Genomic DNA, 23285 nt, shown 5'->3' on the forward strand with positions numbered 1-23285 from the left:
TCGCCGATGTGAGTGTCTCAGCCTGGCACGAACAAGAAGCCGTGTCCGTCGGGTCCCGCGCAGGAGACCGCCGCGCGGTCGCTGGAGATCCGTGGTGCCAGTCCGGCACCGCGCAGGGATCGCGGCAAGTCCTGCAGATTGGCCGCGGAAAAGACGAAGCGGGTGGAGGCCCGGTCGGCGGGGCCGAAAGACAGCGTCCTCCGGGTGGTCGGGACGCGATAGTGCAGCAGTTCCACGTGCGGCGCGGGCTCCGGAGGCGTCAGCGCGATCACATCGACCTGCGGGTCGTCCACCCCGTCGAGGCGCGCCTGCTCCGGTCCCTGATTCAGCCCGCGCTCCCCCAGCGTGAGGCCGAGCGTTCCTATCAGGAAGGCCGGGGTAGCCTCGAGATCAGTGACGGTGATCGCAGAGTGATCGATGCCCAGGAACAGCCCCGGTGTGTCGCGCCAGCGGTCGGCGGGCGGACCTTCGGGAAAAGCGATCAACTCCAATGGGTGCCCGTCCGGGTCGCGGAACTTGTAGGCGGTGACGCCCCCCGTGGAGGCCGGCAGGCGCTGCGGACCGCCGTGGCTGATGGGGGTCGGGGCGAGCGGCGCCAGTTGCGCCATCGCGGCCCCCATGTCGCGGACCGGGATCGCGAGGTGCTGGAAGAACGGGTCTGTCGCGGCGGGATCGTCAGGATAGGGCGCCCCGGGCGGATCCACCGCCAGGAAGGTCACCGCCTGGGCGCCGAGCCGCATGCGCAGCTGCGTGGCCCGTCGGTCCGTCAGGCCCATCGCCTCGCAATGGGCGGGCGGAACGGGCTCCGGCGGTGCGACCTGCGCGAAACCCAACCCGTCGCGGTAGAATGCCTCGGTCACGGCGAGGTCCGCGACGGTTCGGCCGAAGCCGATGATCGCCCGCACGGCGCTCACAGGAGCGGGGCTCCCCGCACGTTCACGTAGATGGCGTAGAGCGTGTGCGACGCGCACAGGAACAGGCGGCTGTTGTTTCGGCCGCCGAAGGTCAGGTTGGCGACCGTCGAAGGCACCAGGATCTTCCCGACGCGTTCGCCGCCCAGATCGATGCAGTGGACACCGTCGCCGGCGCTCGACCAGAGATTGCCGTGCTCGTCGCAGCGAATCCCGTCGGCATTGCCGGGCGCGATCGTGCAGAACACTGCGCCTCCGGACAGGCCGCCATCCTCGGCAACGTCGAAGACGCGGACGTGCTGGACCGGCTCGGTGTCGAATTGCAGGCCGGTCTCGACGATGTAGAGCCTGCGCTCGTCAGGCGAGAAGCAGAGCCCGTTCGGACCCTGGAAGTCGTCCGCGACCACGCGCAGGGCGCCGTCGCGCGGATCGAAGCGGTAGACGGCAGCCGGCAGCTCAGAGTCCTGCTTGCCGCCCTCGTAATCGGTCTGGATGCCGTAGGGTGGGTCGGTGAACCAGATCGTCCCGTCCGACTTGCAGACGACGTCGTTGGGCGAATTCAACCGGCGCCCCTGGTAGCGCTCGACCAGGCTGGTGATGCGCCCGTCGAGTTCCGTCCGGTGGATGCGCCGGCCCCGGTGCGCGCAGGAGAGCATCCGACCCTGCCGGTCGCGGGCATGGCCGTTCTCGAAGTCGCTCGCCTCCCGGTAGACGCTGAGACCGGCATGCTCCGCCCAGCGCATCACGCGGTTGTTGGGCAGATCCGAGAACAGCAACTCGTCGCGGTCGCCGAACCAGACCGGACCCTCGGCCCAGCGGAATCCGTCGGCGAGCGTCTCCAGCGGCGCGTTCGGCAGGACGTACGCCTTGAAGCGCGGCTGCGTCAGCTCGAAGCCCTCCATGGCGCGCGCTCTACGTGAAGCGGCCGGGCTGGTTCACGGTCGGCTCGACCTGAAGGCCCGTCACGATCATGGTGCAGGGCGCGTCGCCCACGGTCCCGGACAGGTGGCCCTTCCTGCCGTCACGGGCCTTGGTGTTCTGATCCTCGCCCATCATCAGTTCGCCCGGGCCCATCTCGACCCGGTGGCCGTCCATGGTCTCGACGAACCAGCGACCGGAGAGGATCGCGATCCATTGCGGCCGGGGATTCTCGTGCCATTCGCCGACCCAGCCCACCGGCAGGACCGTGAAGGTCACGATCGACGGCGCCGGATCCATCTTGTCGTTCCACTGCGGCGCGGTCTCAGGGTTGATGCCCTCGAACGTGAACCGCTTGATGAAGAATCGCTCCTGGCGGCTCACCCCGTCCGCGTCCGTGTAGACGTGCCAGTACGGCATCATCGGAGGGGTCGGATCGCTCATCGTCGCTCCTGCCGCGGCGGGACATTCGTGTTTCCACAACGGCCGGTCCCGGGGATGGTTCGCGCCAGACGATCGAGGCGCGCGGGACGATCGGGCTCGTCCGGCGGACGGCGGCCAAAGGATCGGCCTGCTCATGGCGACGCACGCATCGGCGCTGCCACGGCCGCCGCCTCGCCGCCCGCCCGTGAACGGGCGGCAGCACCGTCTCACATCTGCTCGGGGATCCGATCCGCCTGCGCGAGGTTCGAGAATCGGGTGATGTTGGCGTCGAACTGAAGCTCCACCGTTCCCGTCGGGCCGTGACGCTGCTTGCCGAGGATCACTTCGGCCTTGCCGTGGACGCGCTGCATCTCGGCTTCCCAGGCAAAGAACTCCTCCGTGCCTTCCCGAGGCTTCTTGTTGCCAACGTAATATTCCTCGCGGAACACGAACATGACCACGTCGGCGTCCTGCTCGATCGAACCCGATTCACGCAGGTCGGAGAGCTGCGGACGCTTGTCATCGCGGTTCTCGACCTGACGCGAGAGCTGAGACAGCCCGATGATCGGCACCGCCAGTTCCTTGGCGAGCGCCTTCATGCCGGTGGTGATCTCGGTCATCTCCTGCACGCGGTTGTCGCTACGCTTGCCCGAGCCCGAGAGCAGCTGCAGGTAATCGACGATCAGGAGGTCGAGCCCCTTCTGACGCTTGAGGCGTCGCGCCCGGGCGGCGAGCTGGGCGATCGAGATGCCGCCGCTCTGGTCGATGTAGAACGGGATCGTCTGCATGTCCCGCGCGGCGTCGGTGATCTTGTAGAAGTCCTCCGGGCGGATGTCGCCGCGGCGGATCTTGTAGGACGGGACGCCCGACTGCTCCGCGATGATACGGGTGGCGAGCTGCTCGGCCGACATTTCGAGGGAGAAGAACCCGACGATCCCGCCGTTCACGGTCTTGGTCGCGCCGTCCGGCTGCTTCTCGCCGCGATACGCCTTGGCGATGTTGAAGGCGATATTGGTCACCAGCGAGGTCTTTCCCATGGCCGGACGCCCCGCGAGGATGATCAGATCGGAGGGTTGCAACCCGCCCATCTTGGCGTCGAGGTCGCTGAGCCCGGTGGCGATGCCCGAGAGCTTGCCGTCGCGCTGGTAGGCCTTGGCCGCCATGTCGACCGCGGCGGTCAGCGCGTCCGAGAATTTCTGGAAGCCGCCGTCGTAGCGTCCGGCTTCGGCCAGCTCGTACAGGCGGCGCTCGGTCTCCTCGATCTGGTCGCGCGGCGCCTGCTCCACCGGCGCCTCATAGGCGCCGTTGACCAGATCCTCGCCGATGGTGATCAGCCGGCGGCGGATGGCGAGATCGTAGATCGTCCGGCCGTAATCGCCGGCGTTGATCACCGTGGTGGCGTCGGCGGCGAGCCGGGCGAGGTACTGCATCACCGTCTGGCCGCCGAAATCGGCATCGCCCAGATAGGTCTTCATCGTGATGGGCGTCGCGAGCTTGCCGGCCCGGATCAGGGAGGCCGCCACCGTGAAGATCTGCTGGTGGGCATCCTCCATGAAGTGCTCGGGCAGCAGGAAGTCCGACACCCGGTAATAGGCGTCGTTGTTCACGAGGATTGCGCCCAGCAGCGCCTGCTCCGCATCGATGTTGTGCGGGGCGACGCGGTACTCGGCCTGAACCGCTTCGAGCTTGGCCGTGAGCGCATTGGGCAGGGCCATCGGCGGACGACTCCGTATCAGGCGCCGCGGCGGGCGCGCCAGGATCACACCGCACGACCTTGGCCCCGGTATGGTTACCGAAGCCTAGCCGACGGCCGTTTCTCCCGGGCCGGGGCGCGGAAAAGCGGACGCCCGCCGACTCTCGCGAGGGGCGGGCGTCCATGCTGGAACAAAACTGGAACGTGTCAAGCCGGGGGACGGATCATCCCCAATGTTCACCCCTATACCGGGGTGTCGACGTGGGCGCGGACGCCCGGTCCGATACCGCTTCGCGGATCGATGCCACTCTCCGTTCGTCCGTTCCAGAAGAGCGATCGATCCAGGTCACCCCGGATCGATCGTTCCCCGCGAACCGAATCAGCCGCGGTCGTCGGCCCCCTCGCCGGCATCGGCCAGCGCCATGCCGACTTCCAGTCCGAGGTCGTCGAGGTTGAACGCCTCGCGCTCGGTCACCGACTCGCCGCGGGCCTGGCGCTCGGCCTCCTCGGGGCTGCGGGCGACGTTCACGGTGATCTCGACCTCGACCTCGGGGTGCAGCACCACCGGGACCTTGTGAAGGCCCAGCGTCTTGATCGGCTGGTTGAGGATGAACTGCCCGCGATCGACCGTGAAGCCCTCCTTCGCGACGACCTCGGCGAGATCGCGGGTCGAGACGGAGCCGTAGAGCACGCCGGTCTCACCCGACTGCCGGATCAGGATGAAGCTCTGGCCGTTCAGCTTCTCGGCCACCGCCTCGGCGTCCTTCTTGCGGTCGAGGTTGCGGGCCTCCAGCTGGGCGCGCTGCGCTTCGAAGTGCTTCTTGTTGGATTCCGTCGCGCGCAGGGCCTTGCCGCGGGCGAGCAGGAAGTTGCGGGCAAAGCCCGGGCGGACGTTCACGGTCTCGCCCATCTGGCCGAGCTTGGCCACGCGCTCGAGCAGGATCACTTCCATAGTCTTTCTCCTTCAGGTGGTCGGCCGCTGGGGCCGGGGTTTCACGGCGCCGGATTGTCCCTGGGACGCCGGCGGTCGAGGGCGGTGTCGGCGAGGCCGAACACGGTGAGTGCCACCAGGGCGATGCCCTGGGTCACGAACAGGATCAGGTACATGCCGAACAGCATCAGCCCGCGCCCCGGCCGGCCGCGCGAGCGGTCGTGGAAGGCGGCGAGCCCCTGGAGTGCGAAGGCCGCGCTGAACGCGCCGACCAGGGCGACGCCGAACACGCCGACATAGCCCGGGGCGAAGCACATCGCGACGGCTGCCGCGAGGGCCGCCAGCGTCGTGCGCGGCATGATGGTGGAGGGGATGTCGGGCCAGGGCCTGGGCAGGCGGCCGGAAATCTTCACGATCCGGGCCGAGGCCCAGAGGTAGAAGGCCAGGAGCAGCGCCAGACCGTTGGCCGCGAAGGCCGGAACGACGCGGGCGAGGGCGTCCGCCAGTTCGGCCCGGGTGACGTCGGCCTGATCGGTGTCGGTCTGCGGCGCCGGCGCGGCCGTTCCGTCCTGGCCAGTGGCATCGGACGACGGCGCGTCGGCGCGTCGACCCTCGACGGCCGGCCGCGTGGCCGGCATCCGCGTCTGGACGAGCGTCTGTGCGAGCCCGCGCAGCTGCGCGTCGAAGGCCGCGTGATTCGGCGAGGACAGGACCGCGATGGCGATGAAGGCGAGGGCGGCCGTGGCGGCGATCCAGCCGAGGAGGCGGCCGGTCGGGTACCATTCGAGGCCGGCCGACGTCTCACGCCCGAGCAGGGTCAGATAGGCGAGCCACCAAGCCGGCAGGGCGATGTAGGCCGCGAAGGCGAGCCCCATGAAGGGAGCGATCACCAGGGTCAGAACGAGGCTTCCGGCGGCTGCCGCCGCGAGCGCGGCCTTGCGGCTCCAGCCGAGGCCGACGATCAGGATCGGCAGGGGCGCCACGAGGTAGAGCAGGATCGCCAGCGGGGTCGCCTTCAGCAGCACGCCGAACAGGAGTGCCGAGACGAGGCCCGCGCCGATACCGATGCCGATATGCTGTGCCATGAGGTCCGCTGTCCCGCTGCCGCTGCGGCAGGGTTAGAGGCGGCGTTGCGCCCCAACGATCGGGCGGCGTGAGCCGCCCTCTGCGAGGGCCGGCCCGGGCAGATGCCGGGCCGGCGGGTTTCGATGGCCTACTTGATCACGTAGGGCAGCAGGCCGAGGAAGCGGGCGCGCTTGATCGCCTGGGCGAGTTCGCGCTGCTTCTTGGCCGAGACCGCGGTGATCCGCGACGGCACGATCTTGCCGCGCTCGGACACGTAGCGGGACAGGAGCTTGACGTCCTTGTAGTCGATCTTCGGCGCGTTCGCGCCGGAGAACGGGCAGGTCTTGCGACGACGGAAGAAGGGACGGCGTCCGCCGCCCGCACCAGCACCGAAAGCCATGTGTTAGCCCTCCCCGCCGAAGCTGCGCTCGGCACGATCACCGCGATCGCCGCGATCACCCCGGTCGCCGCCGAAGCCGCCGCCGCCGCCGAAGCCCTCGTCGTCACGACGACGGCCACGCTCGCGGTCCTTGCGGTCGTCGCGGTCGCGCTTCTGCATCATGGCGGACGGCTCGGAATCAAGCTCCTCGACCCGGACGGTCATGAAGCGCAGCACGTCCTCGGAGATCTGCATCTGGCGCTCCATCTCGGCGATGGCGGCCGGCGGGGCGTCGATGTTGAGGAGCGCGAAATGCGCCTTGCGGTTCTTCTTGATCCGATAGGCGAGGGACTTCACGCCCCACATCTCGATCTTCTCGAGACGGCCACCGTTCTGCTCGATCACACCCTTGTAGGTGTCGATCATCGTCTCGACCTGCTGGGACGTCACGTCCTGGCGGGCCAAGAGCACATGCTCGTAGAGAGGCATCGTCGGGCCTTTCATCGTCAAAAGGAGCCCGGCCGCCGGAAGGCAGCTGATTCGGGCCGGTTCATCTCGCGGAACGCTCGGCGCCAAGCCCTTCGAGCCGATTTTCAGGCCCGAGCGGTTGATCGAAGGCGGAGACACCGGACGACGGGGTCGGGAAGACCCCTGCACCGCAAGCGGCACCGTCCGTTCAGCCCCCGGCCGGAGCGAACGCGAGGGGCGGCGCATAGTCGGTTTTTGGAGCCCTGACAAGTCCGAGGCGCCGTTCCCGCCCCTGGGTGAGGGCCTGTGCCACGTGCATCCGGGCGCGGACTCGGCGACGTCGGGCAGGGGCTGCGGAAGCCGCTCCGCCGGCGCTTGGCTTGCCGCCCGGGCGGTTCGATGACACAAGCGCGCCGCGGCCGGGACTCCCGGCCCGGCTGGTTTTCGGTAACCCTCCAGATCCGTGATGGCAGAGGCCACAACCCCCGGCGCCTCCGAGGTCGGTCCCGTGCTGATCACCGGCGCGAGCGGCTTCCTCGGCTCCGCCCTGGTCGACGTGTTCCGTAAGGCCGGATTCCCGGTGCGCATCCTCGTGCGCGCGTCGAGCCCCCGCCGGAACCTCACCTGGACCGATGTCGAGATCGTCGAGGGCGACATGCGCGATCCGGCCGCCGTGGCAGCGGCGATGCGCGGGCAGCGTTACCTGATCCACGCGGCGGCCGATTACCGGCTCTGGGCGCCCGACATGGAGGAGATCGTCCGCACGAACCGCGACGGCACGCGGCTGATGATGCGCGCGGCCCTGGATGCCGGTGTCGAGCGGGTCGTCTACACGTCGAGCGTCGCGACGATCAAACCGCCGGCCGACGGCGTCACGCCCTCCGACGAGACCCTGCCGCTGACGCCCGAGACCGCGATCGGCGCTTACAAGCGAAGCAAGGTCGTGGCCGAGCGGGTGGTCGAGGAGATGGTCGCCCGCGACGGCCTGCAGGCGGTGATTGTCAACCCGTCGACGCCGATCGGCCCCCGCGACGTCAAGCCGACGCCCACCGGCCGGATCATTCAGGAGGCGGCCCTCGGGAAGATGCCGGCCTTCGTCGATACCGGCCTCAACCTCGCCCATGTAGACGACGTGGCCCACGGCCATCTCCTGGCGCTCCGCAAGGGCCGGATCGGCGAACGCTATATTCTGGGCGGCGAGGACGTCTTCCTGTCCCAGATGCTCGCCGACATCGCCGGCATGGTCGGCCGCAAGCCGCCGACCGTGAGCCTGCCCCGGGCCGCTGTCTATCCGGTGGCGTTCTTCGCGCAGCTCGCCGCACGGGCCACCGGCAGACAGCCCTTCGCGACCATCGACGGCATCCGCATGTCGCGCTACCGGATGTTCTTCTCGGACCGGAAGGCGCGCGCCGAGCTCGGCTACACGGCCCGGCCCTATCGCGAGGGGCTGTCCGACGCGATCACGTGGTTCCGGGAGGCGGGTTACCTCGCATGAGCACTCTCGAATCCGCCACGGCGACGCGCTCCGGCAAGGGGCACCAGGACGAGAACTTCCCCGTCGCCTCGCACCTGATCCACCCGCGCCACCGCGGCGCGATCCTGGCTTTCTACAACTTCGTCCGCGCCGGCGACGACGTGGCCGACCATGCGGATCTGTCGCCCGAGCGCAAGATCGCGCTGCTCGATCGACTCGCGGACGCGCTCACCGGCGCCGGCCCCGCCGATCCCGAGGCGGAGCCGCTCAAGCGCGAACTCGCCGCCCGCGGCCTGCCGCCGCGCCATGCTCTGGAACTGCTCGATGCGTTCCGCATGGACGCGCACAAGAACCGCTACGCCGACTGGGACGAACTCATCCACTATTGCCGCTACTCGGCCATGCCGGTGGGGCGCTTCGTCCTCGACGTGCACGGCGAGGACCCCGCTCGCGTGTACCAATCCTCCGACGCGATCTGCGCGGCCCTGCAGGTAATCAATCATCTCCAGGATTGCGGCAAGGATTTCGCCGCCCTAGACCGGGTCTACATCCCGCAGGATTGCCTCGACCGCCACGGCGCGACCGTGGCGATGCTCGGCGCCGCCAAGGCGCCGCCGCAGCTCCGGGCGGTGATCCGCGAGCTGGCGCAGCGATGTCTCGACCTCCTCGACGAGGGCGCGGTCCTGCCGGACCTGATCGATGACCTGCGCCTGTCCCTCGAGATCGCCGCGATCCACCGGCTGGCCGTGGTGTTGAGCCGGGGCCTGCTGGAGCGCGATCCGCTCTCGGAGAAGGTCCATCACGGCAAGGCCGCCTTCGCCCTGACGGCCTTGGGCGGCGTCGCCGCCACCCTGGCGCGCCGGCCCTTCCGCGGGCGGACCGTTCGGGCCGCGGCTCAAGGAATCCGCTCGTGAGCGCAACTGCCACCCCCGCTGCCACCCAGGACGGCGCTGCCCCGGCGCTCCCCGCCGCCGGCTCCTCCTTCTACACGGCGATGCGCCTGCTGCCGAAGGAGCGGCGGGAGGCCATGTACGCCGTCTACGCCTTCTGCCGCGCCGTGGACGACGTCGCCGACGATGGCGGCACCCGGGCCGTCCGGCAAGTCGAGCTCGATCGCTGGCGGGCGGACATCGACGCCCTTTATGCCGGCCGCCCGGCCCCGCGGGTGCGCGACCTGGTGGAGCCCGTGCGCCGCTTCGGACTGAAGCGCGAGGATTTCCAGGCGGTCATCGACGGCATGGCGATGGACGCCGTCGAGGACATCGTCGCCCCCGATGCCGAGACCCTGGACCTCTATTGCGACCGGGTCGCCAGCGCGGTCGGCCGGCTGTCGGTGCGGATCTTCGGCATGCCCGAGGCGGACGGCATCCGGCTCGCCTGGCATCAGGGCCGGGCGCTCCAGCTCACCAACATCCTGCGCGACATCGACGAGGATGCCGAGCGCGGCCGCCTCTACCTGCCGCGGGAGAAGCTCGCGGCCATCGGGCTCTCCGATCCGACGCCGGTCGAGGCGATCAGCCACCCGCGCATCGGCGAGGTCTGCCTCTCCCTCGCCCGGGAGGCCGAAGACCACTATCAGGCGACCTGGGAGATCATCCGGCGCAGCCCCCGCAAGGCCACCAAGGCCGCCCGGCTGATGGCGGCGGCCTATCACCTGTACCTCAAGGCGGTGCTCGAACGCGGCTGGGCCATGCCCCGCGCCCGGGTGAAGCCGGGCAAGCGCGCGCTCCTCGGCGTCGTCCTCCGCCACGGCCTGATCTGATGGACACCGTTCACGTCGTCGGCGCCGGGCTGGCCGGCCTCTCCGCCGCGGTCGCGCTGGCCGAGGCTGGCACCCGCGTGGTGCTGCACGAGGCCGCCAAGCAGGCGGGCGGGCGCTGCCGCTCCTATTACGATCCGGCGCTCGGCCTGACCATCGACAACGGCAACCACCTGCTGCTCTCGGGCAATGCCGATTCGCTGAGTTTCCTCAGGACGATCGGCGCACCGGCCGACGCCCTCGCCGGTCCGGACGCAGCGGAGTTCGACTTCGCCGACCTGAAGACCGGCGAGCGCTGGCGCCTGCGTCCCAATGCCGGGCGGCTGCCCTGGTGGGTGATGAGCCCGGCGCGCCGCGTCCCCGGCACCCGGGCGCGGGATTATTTGGCCCCGCTCGGCATCCTGCGGGCGGCGTCCAGAAAGGCGGAGGGCGCCGGCGGCACGATCGGCGCGCACATGGCCTGCGAGGGCGCGCTCTACAGACGCCTGTGGCACCCGGTGCTGCTGGCCGCCCTCAACACCGAGCCCCGGGACAGCGATGTCGGGCTCGCGGCCCGCATCCTGCGCGAGACCCTGGGCGCCGGCGGCAAGGCCTGCCGCCCCCTCGTCGCCGTCGAGGGCCTGTCCTACGCCTTCGTCGATCCGGCGCTGCGTTTCCTCACAGCCCGCGGCTGCGAGGTTCGCTTCGGGCGCCGGCTGCGCAGCCTCGACCTCGCCGGGGGGCGCGCCGCGCAGCTCGTCTTCTCGGACGGCGTCGAGAGCCTCGGGCCGGAGGACGGCGTCGTCCTGGCGCTGCCGCCCTGGGTGGCGCGGGAGGTGTTGCCCGGTCTCCTCGCTCCCATGGAATTCCGCTCCATCGTGAACGCGCATTTCGCGCTGACACCGAAGCCCGGCAGCCCCCTGGTGCTCGGTGTCGTCAACAGCCTGACAGAGTGGCTTTTCGCCTATCCGGATCGGTATTCGGTCACGATCAGCGGCGCCGACCGGCTCCTCGACGTGCCCCGCGAAGACCTCGCTCGGCAGATCTGGGCCGAGATCGCACAGCTGTGCAACCTTGCACCAGACTTGCCCAGCTGGCAGATCGTAAAGGAGAAGCGTGCGACCTTTGCGGCGACGCCGGCGGAAGCCGCGCGGCGCCCGAAGGCCGAAACCGCCTACGACAATCTCGTCCTGGCAGGCGATTGGACCGCCACCGGCCTGCCATCGACGATTGAGGGAGCGATCCGCTCGGGCCAGACGGCCGCGCGTTCCTTGCGCGCGGGATCTGTCGTGCGCGCCGGAACCCGGACGCGCGGCGCAGCTTGAGGCATGGCGTCCGCCGCGAGGCGGTCGTTTGAGGCGAGGACTATGAGAGAGGCCGTAAGCAAAGTCGAGGCGCTGCAGCGCTCGAAGACGCAGGGGATCTCGCTCGAGGACGTCGAGCGCGGCGTGGCTCAGGCAACCCGCGCCTTGACCGCCCTGGCGCATGACGACGGGCATATCTGCTTCGAACTCGAGGCGGATGCCACGATTCCGTCCGAGTACATCCTGTTCCACCATTTCCGCGGCACGCAGGTCCCCGGCGACCTCGAGGCCAAGATCGGCAGCTACCTGCGCCGCACCCAAGGCCGGCACGGCGGCTGGGCCCTCGTCCACGAGGGGCCGTTCGACATGAGCTGCACGGTCAAGGCGTACTTCGCCCTGAAGATGATCGGCGACGACATCGAGGCGCCGCACATGCGCCGGGCGCGCGAGGGTATCCTGTCCCGCGGCGGCGCCGCCAACGCCAACGTGTTCACGCGCTTCATGCTGGCGCTCTACGGCGAGGTGCCGTGGCGCGCCGTGCCGGTGATGCCCGTTGAGGTGATGTTCCTGCCGAAGTGGTTCCCGTTCCACCTCGACAAGATCAGCTACTGGGCGCGCACCACCGTGGTGCCGCTGTTCGTGCTCCAGGCGACCAAGCCCCGGGCGCGCAACCCGCGCGGCATCAGCGTCCAGGAGCTGTTCGTGACGCCCCCGGAGAGCGTGCGTTCCTGGCCCGGCTCCCCGCATGCCACGTGGCCGTGGACGCCGATCTTCGGCTTCATCGATCGGGTGCTGCAGCGGGTCGAGAACCACATGCCGCGCAAGCGCCGGCAGCGCGCCATGGAGATGGCCCGCGCCTGGGTCAGCGAGCGTCTCAACGGCGAGGACGGCCTCGGGGCCATCTTCCCGGCCATGGTCAATTCGGTGCTCATGTACGAGGTGATGGGCTACAGGCCCGATCATCCGCAGGTTCGCGTCGCCTGCGACGCCATCGAGAAGCTCGTCGTCGAGAAGGCTGACGAGGCCTACGTCCAGCCCTGCGTCTCGCCGGTCTGGGACACGGCGCTCGCGAGCCATGCGCTCTTGGAAGCCGGCGGCCCCGAGGCGGAGGCCCAGGCCCGCGCCGGGCTCGACTGGCTCAAGCCCCGGCAGGTGCTCGACATCGTGGGCGACTGGGCGGCGCGCAAGCCGAAGGTTCGGCCGGGCGGCTGGGCGTTCCAGTACGCCAACGCCCACTATCCGGACCTCGACGACACCGCCGTGGTGGTGATGGCGATGGACCGGGCCATGCACCAGCATGGGTTGGTGGCCGGCATGCCGGACTACAAGGCCTCGATCGCTCGCGCCCGCGAATGGGTCGAGGGGCTGCAGTCCGAGGATGGCGGTTGGGCGGCGTTCGACGCCGACAACAACCACATGTATCTCAACCACATCCCGTTCTCGGATCACGGCGCGCTGCTCGACCCGCCGACCGCGGACGTGACCGCCCGCGTGGTCGGGATGCTTGCCCAGCTCGGCGAAACCCGCGAGACCTCCCGCGCGCTGGACCGCGGCGTGAATTACCTCCTGAACGACCAGGAGGAGGATGGCTCTTGGTACGGCCGCTGGGGCATGAACTTCATCTACGGAACGTGGTCAGTGCTCTGCGCCCTCAACGCCGCAGGTGTCGATCCGGCCGATCCGCGCATCCAGCGGGCGGTTTCCTGGCTGATCCGCATCCAGAACCCGGATGGGGGCTGGGGCGAAGACGCCAACTCGTACAAGATCGACCCGGCCTTCGAGGCCGGCTCGTCCACCGCCTCGCAGACCGCCTGGGCGCTGCTCGCATTGATGGCGGCGGGCGCGGTCGACGATCCGGCCGTGACCCGGGGCATCAACTTTCTCACCCGCACGCAGGGCGCGGACGGGTTCTGGAAGGAGGAGCGCTATACGGCCACGGGCTTCCCGCGGGTGTTCTACCTGCGCTACCATGGCTACCCGAAGTTCTTCCCGCTCTGGGCGATGGCGCGTTTCCGCAACCTCAAGCGCGGCAACAGCCGGCACGTCCAGTTCGGGATGTGAGCCTTTGGGGCCGGCCCGGGAGGCCGGCTCCTCCCCGCCGGATCGCAGCCGCGTTGGACCCTCCCGGCGACCGACCCGCGACCCCCGGTGTTGAACACGTGGCCCCTTCAGACGACGATCCCGCGGAACCGGGCAAATCCGGCGCCGCGCCGGATCGGCCCGCGGCTGGACCGCGGCGTCCGCGCCTGCTTGCGGACCTCGCCGGACTGGTCCACCAGCGCGCGATGATCGATCCTACAGCCCCCGTCCTGGCCGTCACCGGCCTCGCCCGAGAGCGTCGCATGGCGGCGGGGGAGGGGGTCGAGGCCGTAGGTGCCGGCGGCAATCCGCACCGGCTTCGCCAACTCCTCGACGCCCGCGTCGCTCCCGGTTGCCGGGCGGTGATCAGCTTCGGCATCGCGGGCGGCCTCGATCCGTCGCTGAAGCCCGGCGATGTCGTGGTCGGCACCGGCGTGGTGAGCGAGGATGGCCGGCGCGCCGCGGATCTCGATCTGTCGGCCGCGCTCCTCAACATCCTGTCGGGCGTCGGCCCGCGAGTGATCCCCGCGGATCTGGCCGGGGTCGACACGGCCATCCTCGCAGTCGACGGCAAGACCGAATTGCGGGCTACGACGGGAGCGGCGGCCGTCGACATGGAATCGCACGTGGCGGCGGCATTCGCGGGACGGCACGGCCTGCCCTTCGCCGCGCTCCGGGTTATCTGCGACCCGGCCGGCCAAGCGCTGCCGGCCTTCGCCGCGGAGGCGCTCACGGCCGACGGCGAGCCCGACATCGCCGCGGTGTTCTTCGCCTTCGCCCGCGGCCGGGCGCGGCTTGGGGACCTGATGCGCCTCGCCAAGGATTCGAACGCAGCCTTCGCGGCGCTGGGGCGGTGCCGCACCCGGCTCGGACCTGGGCTCGGGCTTCCGGTCCCGGACGCCTGACAGGGCTCGAAGTCGCCGTCTTCGGACGCCCGGCGACGCAGGCCAGCACCGCCACCTCGCCATCCGCGTGCAGCGCCGAGCCGACTCGCTTGCAAGGACGGCGCCGGCTGGCTCGGCGGGCGTCCCTGACGGGCAGTGCACGGCACGCGAAAAGGCGCCGGCCTGCTCGGCCGGCGCCAGTCTGAGGTCACCACGAGATGGCGCGGGGCAGGGAGCCCCGTGCCGGGGGGGAACCGGCTTCAGCCGGCGTTCTTGCTCAGCGACACCGCGACGAAGCGGGTCTGGCCCTTGCCGCTCTTCACCCGCATCAGCACGGCCTTGCGCCCGCTCGATTCCGCCGCCCGGATCTGCGCCGCGACGTCCGCAGGACGGGACACACTCTGGCCGCCGACGTCGAGGATCACGTCGCCCGCCTCGATACCCTTGGCCGCCGCCGGACCGTCGGGATCCACCTGGACCACCGCCACGCCCTGGTCTGACAAGCCGACATCGCCGGCCGGCGCCAGCTGCAGGCCGAGGCGCGGCTGGCCGTTGCCCGAATCCTCGTCACGGCTGGCCATCTTGGTGCCGTCGGTCGGCATCGTGCCCAGCGTCACCGTCGCTGTGTCGGACTTGCCGCCGCGCAGGTAGCTCAGCTCGACCTTGGCGCCGGGCTTCATCCCGGCGATCCGGCGCGACAGCTCGCGGGCGCTGTCCACCGTGTCGCCGTTGACCTTCTCGATCACGTCGCCGGCCTTCAGCCCGGCCTTGGCCGCCGGCGTGCCGTTCTCGGCGTGGTCGACGAGGGCGCCCTTGGCCTTGTCGAGGCCCAGGCCCTCGGCGATGTCCTGCGTCACCGGCTGGATCTGGACGCCCAGGTAGCCGCGGGCCACCTTTCCGTCGGTGCGGAGCTGGTCGACCACCGCCTGCACGGTCTCGGCGGGGATCGCGAAGGCGAGACCGACGCTGCCGCCCGACGGGGACGCGATGGCGGTGTTCACGCCGACCACCTCGCCGTTGACATTGAAGGTCGGGCCGCCGGAATTGCCCTTGTTGATTGGGGCGTCGATCTGCAGGAAGTCGTCATAGGGACCGGCACCGATGTCGCGGCCGCGGGCCGAGACGATGCCGGCGGTTACCGTACCGCCGAGGCCGAACGGGTTGCCGATCGCCACCACCCAGTCGCCGACCTGCGGCGCGGCCTTGCCGAACTGCACGTAGGGGAAGTTCGAGCCCTCGGTGATCTTGAGGAGCGCCACGTCGGTCTTCGAGTCCTTGCCGATCACCTTCGCGTCAAGGGTGCGGCCGTCGTCGAGGGTCACCTGCACGGTCTTGGCGTGGTCGACCACGTGGTTGTTGGTCACCACATAGCCGTCGGCCGAGATGATGAAGCCGGACCCGACCGCGCCGCGCGGACCCTGGTGCTGGGGCTGCATGCCGCCGGGGCCGTTCTGACCGAACCGCTTGAAGAACTCGCGCAGCTGCGGCGGCACGTTCTGGAGGTTGCGGCCCTGGTTCGGGCCATCCTCGTCGTCGCTGCTCGCCGAATCGTCGAGCTTGACCTTCACCGAGACGACGCCGGGCTTCACCTTGTTGACGATCCCGGCGAAGGAGCCCGGCGGGTGCTCGGGGGCTTCGATCGGGGATTTCGGGAGGGCCTGGGCATAGGCCGGGGTGGCGGACGGTAGGTAGCCGCTGCCGAGGGCGCCGCCGGCGATGAGCGCGGCAGCGGCCACGGAGGCGAGGGCACGGCGCGAGGTGCGGCCGGAAGGACGGGTCTCGGTCATAGGGGTCTCAACCTCATGGAACGGATCGGGACGACGCCGGCACCCGGCGCTCGATACGATCTGTCTAGGGACCGGCCCCTGACCCGGGCGTGGCGGTCAAATTACCATTTGGACAGGTCGCGGCGCTTGGCCGGAGCCGGCCCGCGCGGTCCGTGTCCCGCCAGCCCAGTCCCGCCGAGTCGGCGTTCAGCCCTGCGCTTCGGAACGTCGTCACGGCACGTGCCGCCCGTTGCCCGCAGGTCGGGACAAACGACGTAAGGTCCCGCAAGGTCCGGCAGGCACCCGTAGACCACGGTCCTCCACGATGGAGCCGTGCCGGATCCTGGGGTGCGCGATGAAGACACTGCTGGCCGTTGCCGTACTCTTCGGATCGACGATCGGGGTTGTCGCGACCGAACTCGATTCGGATTCTCAGAGCTACATCGACGCAAAGCAAGCCGTCACCGAGCGCGTGCGACCGAAGGGCGTGCAGACGAGGCCTTACGCCGTCCGTGATGTCGACACGCGCCGTTTCGACGAAGGTCCTGCCTTACGGAAGGCCGACCCACTGAGGCCCGGTTTCCGCAACCAAGCCGGGATGTACGTGCCGCCCGACTATTCCACCCACCCGCGCGGCGCCGGGCACGACGGTTTCGGGAGTTCGGCCGAGCCTGGCTCGTACGGCAGCGCGCGTTCACCCAATCCCTTCGTCGGCACCCTCGGCACGCGCCGGTGAAGCCTGCACCCAAAGCGCGCCGCCGTCGGACGGCGCGCGGTGAGACGGGCCGAGTCGCTCAATCCCCGCCGAGCCGGGCCAGCGCCTCCTCGATCTTCGCGAGCCGCGCGGCCTCGGTCTCGCGCCGCTCGCGGTTCTCCTCGATGATCTCCTCCGGCGCGCGGGCGACGAAGTCGGCATTGCCGAGCTTGGCGTCGATCTTCTTGATCTCGCCCTGCGCCTTGCCCTGCTCCTTCCTCAGGCGCGCGACCTCGGCGGCGAGGTCGACCACGCCCTCGAGCGGCAGCGTGGCGACGCTGCCGCGCACCAGCAGCTGGACCGAGTTCTTCGGGGGGGTCTCCGCGAAGGTGATGTCCGAGAGCCGGGCGAGGCGCAGCAGCGTGTCGCGCCAAGCCTCGACCCGCGCCCGCACCTCCGGGATTGCGCCGACCATCGCCAGCGGGATCTGCGCGGCGGCCGGGACATTGGTCTCGGAGCGCGCCGACCGCACCTGGCTGACCAGATCGACCACGAAGCCGACCTCGGCCTCGGCGGATGCGTCGGCGAGGCCACCGAGGTCCGGCCATGTATCCAGGGTCAGGAGGCCGCGCTCCGGCAGGTCCGCTCCCTTGATCACCCACAGCTCCTCGGTGAGGAACGGCATGAACGGGTGCAGCAGCTTGGCGACTTGATCAATCAGGAAGGCCACGCTTGCCTGGGTCTCGGCCTTGATGGCGGGATCCACGCCCTCACCCTGCAGCACGGGCTTGGCGAGTTCGAGATACCAGTCGCAGAAGATGTTCCAGACGAAGCGGTAGGCGGCCCCGGCGGCGTCGTTGAAGCGGAAGGCCTCGAGGGCGCCCGTAACCTCCTCGACCGCGTGGGCGGCCTCGGTGAACGCCCAGCGGTTGATCGCACCGGTGGCGGAGCGCGGGTCGAAGGCCGGATCCAGGCGGCAGCCGTTCAGCTCGGCGAAGCGGGCGGCATTCCAGAGCTTGGTCGCGAAGTTGCGGTAGCCCTGGACCCGGTCTGCGGACAGCTTGATGTCGCGGCCCTGGACGGCGAGGGCGCAGAGGGTGAAGCGCAGGGCATCGGCGCCGACCTGATCGATCAGCTCCAGGGGATCGACGACGTTCCCCTTCGACTTCGACATCTTCGCACCCGACGCGTCCCGCACCAGGGTGTGCAGGTAGACCGTGTCGAAGGGCGCCCGGTCGGTGAGGTGCAGGCCCATCATCATCATCCGGGCGACCCAGAAGAACAGGATGTCCTTGCCGGTCACCAGGGTGTTGGTCGGGTAGAAGCGCGCCAGTTCCGGGGTCGAGTCCGGCCAGCCGAGCGTCGAGAACGGCCAGAGCGCCGAGGAGAACCACGTGTCGAGCACATCCTCGTCGCGGGTCAGCGCCACGGAGCGGCCGTGCTTGGCCTCGGCTGCGGCCAGAGCCTCGGCCTCGCTCTCGGCGACGAACACGCCGCCATCCTCATCGTACCAGACCGGGATCTGGTGGCCCCACCAGAGCTGGCGCGAGATGCACCACGGCTCGATGTTGGTGAGCCACTGGAAGAAGATCTTCTCGTAGTTCTCGGGCACGAACCTGGTCTGCCCGTTGCGCACCGCCTGGAGGGCGCGCTCTGCGAGCGGCTTGACGTTGACGTACCACTGGTCGGTGAGGAAGGGCTCGATGACCGCGCCCGAGCGGTCGCCGTGCGGGACCGCGTGGGTGTTCGGCTCGGTGGCGCGCAGGCGCCCGCGCGCCTCCATCAGCGCGACGACCTCCTTGCGGGCCTGCGCCCGGTCGAGGCCGTGGAGCGCCAGGGCTTCCGGCTCGGGCGAGGTCCCGTCGAGGAAGTCCGCGTTGCCGTCGAGCAGCATCCGGCCTTCGGGATCGAGGATGCTGATCACGCCGAGACCCTGGCGGCGGCCGACATCGAAATCGTTGAAGTCGTGGGCGGGCGTGATCTTGACTGCGCCCGTGCCCTTTTCCGGGTCCGAGTAGGTGTCGGCCACGATCGGGATCAGACGGCCGACCAGCGGCAGGCGCACGCGCTTGCCGACCAGCGCGGTGTAGCGCGCATCCTCCGGATGGACCGCGACGCCGGTATCGCCCAGCATCGTCTCCGGGCGCGTCGTCGCCACCGTGATCACTTCGCCGGTCTCGGTGCCGGACTCGTCGACCACCGGGTAGTCGAAGTGCCAGAGATGGCCCTTGGTCTCGATCTGCTGGACCTCGAGGTCCGAGATCGCGGTCTGAAACTTCGGGTCCCAGTTCACCAGCCGCTTGTCGCGGTAGATCAGGCCCTGCCGGTGCAGGTCGACGAAGGTCTTGAGCACGGCGCGGCTCAGGCCCTCGTCCATGGTGAAGCGTTCACGGGACCAGTCGCAGGAGGCGCCCAGCCGCTTGAGCTGGTTGACGATCGCGCCGCCGGATTCCGCCTTCCACGCCCAGACCTTCTCGACGAAGGCCGCGCGGCCGATCTCGCGGCGGCCGGGCTCCTGGCGCTCCATCATCCGCCGCTCGACCACCATCTGGGTGGCGATGCCGGCGTGGTCCGTACCGGGCTGCCAGAGCACGTCCTTGCCGCGCATGCGCTCGAAGCGGCAGAGGATGTCCTGCAGCGTGTTGTTGAGGGCGTGGCCCATGTGAAGCGAGCCCGTCACGTTCGGTGGCGGGATCACGATGCAGTAAGGCGGAACACCGGCACGCTCGGCACGGCCGGCGCGGAAGGCGTCCGCCTCGGCCCAGGCGGCTGAGATCCGCGCCTCGACGGAGGCGGGCTCGAAGGTCTTGTCCATCATCGCGGGTACGGGCGGGCGCTTGTCCAAACGGGGTTGGCCCCGCTTTCGACCGTCACGTCGCTCCCGTCAACACGCGGACGGCGGCCCGCAGCCGCCGTACCCAGGCCGCCGCCTCAGCGACCGCGTGAGACGCGCTCGATCTCGGCGCGCACGAGGCGCTCGACCACGGCCGGCAGGTTGTCGTCGAGCCAGGATTTCAGCATCGGCCGGAGCATCTCCTTCACGAGATCCTCCAGCGTCCGGGCATTCTGGGTCAGCACCGTGTGGGCCAGCAGGTTGAACGCACCGCTCACGCTGGCATCGGTGGCGGGCGACACCAGCACCTCAGGCCCGGGCTCCGGAGCCCGCACGGCCTGCAGCACAGGCTGCGGGGGCGGGGGCGGGGGCGCCACCGGTTCCGGGACGGGCTCCGGCTCCGGCGCGGCATCGACCGGGTCGTCGAAATCGATCGCATCGAAATCGAGCAGGTCCGGAGCAGGTTCGGGCTCCGGTTCGACCACGCGCGGGCGCATCACCGGTTCGGCAGCCTCCGCGAGGTCGAGTACGTCGTCGGGCTCGGGAGCAGGGGGCGCCTCGGCAGGCTTGGCCGCCTGATCGTCGGCAATGATCCGCCGGATCGACGCGAGGATTTCTTCCATCGAAGGCTCGTGCGCCTTATCGGCAGCCTTGTCCTGGAATTTCGTGTCCGGGATCTTGGGGCTTGCTGCACTCATCGGCAGGCGCACTCGGGCATGGGAGACTGGAAAGCGACCCGAATGGATCGGTGTTCAATCAGTATTCCATGCCGTTTCGTGGCGGCAAGCGCGCTCGCACCACACTCCCCGGGGAAAAGACCTCAGCGCCCGTCCGGCGTGCGCAGGCCGAACCACAGATCCTTGACCTGATCGTAGTGGACCTTGGCGCTGTAGTACTCGACCGGGAGCGCCGTGAAGCGCGCGGTCAGTTGTCCGATCGCCTGAACCACGCCGTAGGAGAAGATCACGCGGTCCCGCTGGGCGACGATGAGGTTCACGCGGGAGTTCAGCAGTTCCTGCTGCGCGTTGAGCACGTCGAGGGTCGTGCGCTGGCCGACGCGGGCTTCCTCGCGCACGCCATTCAGTGCGACTTCGTTCGCCTGAACCTGCGCCTGGGCCGCGATGACCTGCGCCTTGGCGGCCTCCAGCCGGCCCCAGAAATCGACGATCTGGGCGCGGACCTGATCGCGGACCTGATCGACCTGGATCCGGGTCTGGCCGACGGTCTCCTTGGCCTGACGAATCTGAGCGTAGGTCTGGCCGCCCTCGTAGATCGGGATGTTCAGCCGGCCGCCCACGAAGCCGACGAAGAAGCTCTGGTTCGGGCCGGTCTGGTCGTAGGTTTGGCTGAGGGAGCCCTGCAGGCTGACCTGCGGTGCCAGCTGACCCTCCAGCACCTTCACCTGCGACTCCGCCGCGTCGACGGCATGGATGGCCGACACGATTTGCGGATGCTCGCGCAGACCGATGGCGATGGCGGCGTCGAGACTGGCGGGGACGAACCGGTCCAGGGGCCGACCCGGCGCGAGTTGGCGTGGCTCGACGCCGATGTTCTGCCGATAGATGCCGATGCTGGTCCGCAGAGCGGATTCCGCCGCGCTCACCTGCGAGCGGGCACCCGCGAGCCTGGCCTCGGCCTGGGCGACGTCGGTCCGCGTGACCTCGCCGACATTGAAGCGGTCGCGCGTCTGGCGGAGCTGCTCCTCCAAGACCTCGACGTTGTTCCGGTTGAGTTCCAGCGTGGCCGTGTTGCTGAGCACGTTCATGTACGACTGGACGGCGTTGTAGAGCACGGTCAGCTCCGTGTACCGCAGCGTCTCGCGCTGGCTGTACACGGTGGACTCGGCACGCCGGGTCAGGTTGTCGGTCTGGAAGCCGTTGAACAGCGTCTGCGAGACGGTCAGGCTCGCGGTGCTCGGCAGGTACGTGGTTCTGACGGTCCGCCTGGACGTGATGGTCTGGGCCGCGGCGACCTCCGCCGTGCTGGAGGTCGCGCCGGAGCCACCGGCCGACGACGCGCCGGCCACGCCGGAAGCGCCCGCCCCGAGGCCGGACGTGCCCGTCGTGCCGGTGCCGACTCCGGTCGTGGTGCTGCCGATGGTCGAGGCGCCCGTGCTCAGCGCGGATCCACCGGCAGCCGACGACGCGCCGGTGGCGGCCGATCCAGCCGCTGCCGCCGCGGTGCTGGAACTGCGGGTCTGGAGGTACTGGACGCCGATCTGGGCGCCGACATTGACCTGAGGACGATAACCCGACTGCGCGATCGCCACGTTCTCGTCGGTGGCGCGCACGCCGGCGCGGCTCGCGTTGAGGCTGGGGTTGCCCTGGTAGGCCTTGGCGAGTGCGCTCTCGAGGGTCTCGGCCGCGGCCGGCATGGCCGCCAGGAGCGCGAGTCCGGAGACCATGCCGGCCAGCCGGAACGTCTGAAAGCTCGCTTGTGGACGTCGTGTCACGATGAACAAGCCCTTGCGGTCTCTTTCGGTCCGGAAGTCCGAGATGAAAACGGCCAAGGTACGGCGTTTCCCTCGTTTCCGATCAAGCCCGCCCCACTGTCACGCTTAGCGCAAACCGGGCGCTTTGGCTCGCCTCGGCACGGCGAGGACGTCGGAATGTGCGCCGTTGGGGCATTAAGGTGACACATCCGATCGGCGGTACGCTTCGCGCCGCGTTATTACGCTGATCGAACTGTGGAATACGACCTCTCCGAGACTATTCCCGGCTATGAATACCCGTCGCTCTCGTAACGAGGGCAATGGAATCGGAGGGGGCGACCGGCGCTCGCGTCGGGTCACGGGCAAGCTGGGCCGGTTCGGGAATCGGATTCGCGTCAATACCGGCCGACCCCGCCGCCGCCGGTATCGGGCTCGAGGTCCGGCGCCGCATAGGGAGCAGGGTCTGGTTCGCGGGGTGCCCGCGCTGCCGGGCGTTGCCTCGGCGCCGTTCCCGCGAGGGGAGGCGGCGGCTTCGGCTTCGGCGTTGCGCCCGGCGGTCCCATCTTCCCAGGCGGACCTTGCAGCCCGCGGGGGCCGGGCGGTCCGGGAAGGCCGGCCGGCCCGGTGGCTCCGGTCGGTCCGGGCGAGCCCGGTGGGCCACGTTCGCCTGGCGGTCCGGCCGGACCGCGTTCGCCCGGCGATCCGACGGCCCCCTGCAGGCCCGCGATACCCTGTGGACCAGCAATTCCCGGCGGGCCGGCGATTCCTGGGGGGCCGGCGATTCCTGGCGGGCCGGCGATTCCTGGCGGGCCGGGTGGACCCGCGGATCCTTGTTCGCCGGGAGGGCCGGCCTCCCCTCGTGCGCCCGCTTCGCCCCGCGGGCCGGGAGGTCCGACGAGGGCGGGCGCCTGAGGTCCCTGCTGGCCGCATTCGCCGACCACGATGCTGCGGGCCTGCTTCGGCGTCCGCAGCGTGGCGACGCAGGTTGCCGGATGGTACACGACGCGAAACTCGAAGTAGCCGCGGCTGTCGGTTCGCTGCGGGAATCGGCCGTCGAGGGTGATCTCCGCCCCGTGGTCGTCGGCATAGCCGATGATCCAGAGGTCGCCGCCCGTGATCTTGGCCGCCTCGATGCGCATGTCGGCCCGCGCCGGCAACGCGCAGGCCGCCGACAGGATCAGCATCGACCACAAGGCCGGGCGGCGCTCGCGCCGTGCGCGCATGGCAATTCCTACAGTCGGCCCGACAGTCACAATGCCATCTCGCGCGGACTAAGCAATAAATTGCGGAGGAA

At 69.8% G+C, this 23285-nt stretch carries 19 protein-coding genes; 7 read left to right on the forward strand and 12 right to left on the reverse strand.

Annotated features, from left to right (window positions below; genetic code table 11):
* Positions 1–17 precede the first annotated feature (17 nt).
* The 8 genes from ACXJKQ_RS05840 to rpsF all read right to left on the reverse strand — a co-directional run bounded on the left by ACXJKQ_RS05840 (position 18) and on the right by rpsF (position 6809).
* Positions 18–914: a VOC family protein gene (locus ACXJKQ_RS05840; RefSeq protein WP_457104819.1), complete on the reverse strand. Its 897-nt coding sequence runs from the start codon at positions 912–914 to the stop codon at positions 18–20.
* Positions 911–1813 (reverse strand): SMP-30/gluconolactonase/LRE family protein, encoded by a 903-nt coding sequence (locus tag ACXJKQ_RS05845; protein WP_457104820.1) that lies wholly within the window; start codon positions 1811–1813, stop codon positions 911–913. Before ACXJKQ_RS05845 ends, ACXJKQ_RS05840 begins: the two co-directional genes overlap by 4 nt.
* A 10-nt stretch (positions 1814–1823) precedes the next feature.
* Positions 1824–2273 (reverse strand): cupin domain-containing protein, encoded by a 450-nt coding sequence (locus tag ACXJKQ_RS05850; protein WP_457104821.1) that lies wholly within the window; start codon positions 2271–2273, stop codon positions 1824–1826.
* A 206-nt stretch (positions 2274–2479) separates the two neighbouring features.
* Entirely contained in the window at positions 2480–3967 is a 1488-nt protein-coding gene (locus ACXJKQ_RS05855) for a replicative DNA helicase (protein ID WP_457104822.1), read from the reverse strand.
* A gap of 357 nt (positions 3968–4324) precedes the next feature.
* Complete coding sequence (rplI, locus tag ACXJKQ_RS05860) at positions 4325–4897, reverse strand: 50S ribosomal protein L9 (protein ID WP_457104823.1); 573 nt, start codon at positions 4895–4897, stop codon at positions 4325–4327.
* A 41-nt stretch (positions 4898–4938) separates the two neighbouring features.
* The gene (locus tag ACXJKQ_RS05865) at positions 4939–5961 is read right to left on the reverse strand and encodes a hypothetical protein (RefSeq protein ID WP_457104824.1); all 1023 of its coding nucleotides are present in this window, start codon (positions 5959–5961) and stop codon (positions 4939–4941) included.
* Positions 5962–6089: 128 nt separating this feature from the next.
* Positions 6090–6341 (reverse strand): 30S ribosomal protein S18, encoded by a 252-nt coding sequence (rpsR, locus tag ACXJKQ_RS05870; protein ID WP_007561044.1) that lies wholly within the window; start codon positions 6339–6341, stop codon positions 6090–6092.
* 3 nt (positions 6342–6344) lie between these two features.
* Positions 6345–6809 (reverse strand): 30S ribosomal protein S6, encoded by a 465-nt coding sequence (gene rpsF, locus ACXJKQ_RS05875; protein ID WP_457104825.1) that lies wholly within the window; start codon positions 6807–6809, stop codon positions 6345–6347.
* Between the two features lie 445 nt (positions 6810–7254).
* Between rpsF and hpnA the strand changes: the two genes are divergently transcribed.
* From hpnA to ACXJKQ_RS05905, 6 genes are all read left to right on the forward strand, one after another.
* Positions 7255–8283 (forward strand): hopanoid-associated sugar epimerase, encoded by a 1029-nt coding sequence (hpnA, locus tag ACXJKQ_RS05880; RefSeq protein ID WP_457104826.1) that lies wholly within the window; start codon positions 7255–7257, stop codon positions 8281–8283.
* Entirely contained in the window at positions 8280–9176 is an 897-nt protein-coding gene (gene hpnC, locus ACXJKQ_RS05885; protein WP_457104827.1) for a squalene synthase HpnC, read from the forward strand. The genes hpnA and hpnC overlap by 4 nt, the downstream gene beginning before the upstream one ends.
* On the forward strand, positions 9173–10024 hold the full coding sequence (gene hpnD, locus ACXJKQ_RS05890; RefSeq protein WP_457104828.1) for a presqualene diphosphate synthase HpnD: 852 nt from the start codon (positions 9173–9175) through the stop codon (positions 10022–10024). The genes hpnC and hpnD overlap by 4 nt, the downstream gene beginning before the upstream one ends.
* Positions 10024–11325 carry a hydroxysqualene dehydroxylase HpnE gene (hpnE, locus tag ACXJKQ_RS05895; protein WP_457104829.1) on the forward strand — a complete coding sequence of 434 codons (1302 nt, stop codon included), beginning with the start codon at positions 10024–10026 and terminating at the stop codon, positions 11323–11325. The genes hpnD and hpnE overlap by 1 nt, the downstream gene beginning before the upstream one ends.
* A gap of 42 nt (positions 11326–11367) precedes the next feature.
* A complete protein-coding gene (shc, locus tag ACXJKQ_RS05900) occupies positions 11368–13365 on the forward strand; it encodes a squalene--hopene cyclase (RefSeq protein WP_457104830.1) in 1998 nt (665 codons plus the stop codon).
* Positions 13366–13589: 224 nt separating this feature from the next.
* Positions 13590–14288 carry a phosphorylase gene (locus ACXJKQ_RS05905; RefSeq protein ID WP_457104831.1) on the forward strand — a complete coding sequence of 233 codons (699 nt, stop codon included), beginning with the start codon at positions 13590–13592 and terminating at the stop codon, positions 14286–14288.
* Between the two features lie 239 nt (positions 14289–14527).
* On the opposite strand, the gene ACXJKQ_RS05910 is transcribed toward ACXJKQ_RS05905, so the two are convergent.
* Complete coding sequence (locus tag ACXJKQ_RS05910; RefSeq protein WP_457104832.1) at positions 14528–16054, reverse strand: Do family serine endopeptidase; 1527 nt, start codon at positions 16052–16054, stop codon at positions 14528–14530.
* A gap of 334 nt (positions 16055–16388) precedes the next feature.
* On the opposite strand from ACXJKQ_RS05910, the gene ACXJKQ_RS05915 reads away from it, so the two are divergent.
* The gene (locus tag ACXJKQ_RS05915) at positions 16389–16769 is read left to right on the forward strand and encodes a hypothetical protein (RefSeq protein WP_457104833.1); all 381 of its coding nucleotides are present in this window, start codon (positions 16389–16391) and stop codon (positions 16767–16769) included.
* A 58-nt stretch (positions 16770–16827) separates the two neighbouring features.
* On the opposite strand, the gene ACXJKQ_RS05920 is transcribed toward ACXJKQ_RS05915, so the two are convergent.
* From ACXJKQ_RS05920 to ACXJKQ_RS05930, 3 genes are all read right to left on the reverse strand, one after another.
* Positions 16828–19545: a valine--tRNA ligase gene (locus ACXJKQ_RS05920; RefSeq protein ID WP_457104834.1), complete on the reverse strand. Its 2718-nt coding sequence runs from the start codon at positions 19543–19545 to the stop codon at positions 16828–16830.
* Between the two features lie 113 nt (positions 19546–19658).
* Positions 19659–20183 (reverse strand): PopZ family protein, encoded by a 525-nt coding sequence (locus ACXJKQ_RS05925; RefSeq protein ID WP_457104835.1) that lies wholly within the window; start codon positions 20181–20183, stop codon positions 19659–19661.
* A 197-nt stretch (positions 20184–20380) separates the two neighbouring features.
* Positions 20381–21964: a TolC family outer membrane protein gene (locus ACXJKQ_RS05930; RefSeq protein WP_457104853.1), complete on the reverse strand. Its 1584-nt coding sequence runs from the start codon at positions 21962–21964 to the stop codon at positions 20381–20383.
* Positions 21965–23285 lie beyond the last annotated feature (1321 nt).

It is taken from the genome of Methylobacterium sp. P5_C11, from assembly GCF_054049775.1.

Coding starts and splice junctions, on each gene's coding strand:
- ACXJKQ_RS05845 (WP_457104820.1), bottom strand. CDS start 1,813: ATGGAGGGCTTCGAGCTGACGCAGCCGCGCTTCAAGGCGTACGTCCTG.
- ACXJKQ_RS05850 (WP_457104821.1), bottom strand. CDS start 2,273: ATGAGCGATCCGACCCCTCCGATGATGCCGTACTGGCACGTCTACACG.
- ACXJKQ_RS05855 (WP_457104822.1), bottom strand. CDS start 3,967: ATGGCCCTGCCCAATGCGCTCACGGCCAAGCTCGAAGCGGTTCAGGCC.
- rplI (WP_457104823.1), bottom strand. CDS start 4,897: ATGGAAGTGATCCTGCTCGAGCGCGTGGCCAAGCTCGGCCAGATGGGC.
- ACXJKQ_RS05865 (WP_457104824.1), bottom strand. CDS start 5,961: ATGGCACAGCATATCGGCATCGGTATCGGCGCGGGCCTCGTCTCGGCA.
- rpsR (WP_007561044.1), bottom strand. CDS start 6,341: ATGGCTTTCGGTGCTGGTGCGGGCGGCGGACGCCGTCCCTTCTTCCGT.
- rpsF (WP_457104825.1), bottom strand. CDS start 6,809: ATGCCTCTCTACGAGCATGTGCTCTTGGCCCGCCAGGACGTGACGTCC.
- hpnA (WP_457104826.1), top strand. CDS start 7,255: ATGGCAGAGGCCACAACCCCCGGCGCCTCCGAGGTCGGTCCCGTGCTG.
- hpnC (WP_457104827.1), top strand. CDS start 8,280: ATGAGCACTCTCGAATCCGCCACGGCGACGCGCTCCGGCAAGGGGCAC.
- hpnE (WP_457104829.1), top strand. CDS start 10,024: ATGGACACCGTTCACGTCGTCGGCGCCGGGCTGGCCGGCCTCTCCGCC.
- shc (WP_457104830.1), top strand. CDS start 11,368: ATGAGAGAGGCCGTAAGCAAAGTCGAGGCGCTGCAGCGCTCGAAGACG.
- ACXJKQ_RS05905 (WP_457104831.1), top strand. CDS start 13,590: ATGATCGATCCTACAGCCCCCGTCCTGGCCGTCACCGGCCTCGCCCGA.
- ACXJKQ_RS05910 (WP_457104832.1), bottom strand. CDS start 16,054: ATGACCGAGACCCGTCCTTCCGGCCGCACCTCGCGCCGTGCCCTCGCC.
- ACXJKQ_RS05915 (WP_457104833.1), top strand. CDS start 16,389: ATGAAGACACTGCTGGCCGTTGCCGTACTCTTCGGATCGACGATCGGG.
- ACXJKQ_RS05920 (WP_457104834.1), bottom strand. CDS start 19,545: ATGATGGACAAGACCTTCGAGCCCGCCTCCGTCGAGGCGCGGATCTCA.
- ACXJKQ_RS05925 (WP_457104835.1), bottom strand. CDS start 20,183: ATGGAAGAAATCCTCGCGTCGATCCGGCGGATCATTGCCGACGATCAG.
- ACXJKQ_RS05930 (WP_457104853.1), bottom strand. CDS start 21,964: ATGGTCTCCGGACTCGCGCTCCTGGCGGCCATGCCGGCCGCGGCCGAG.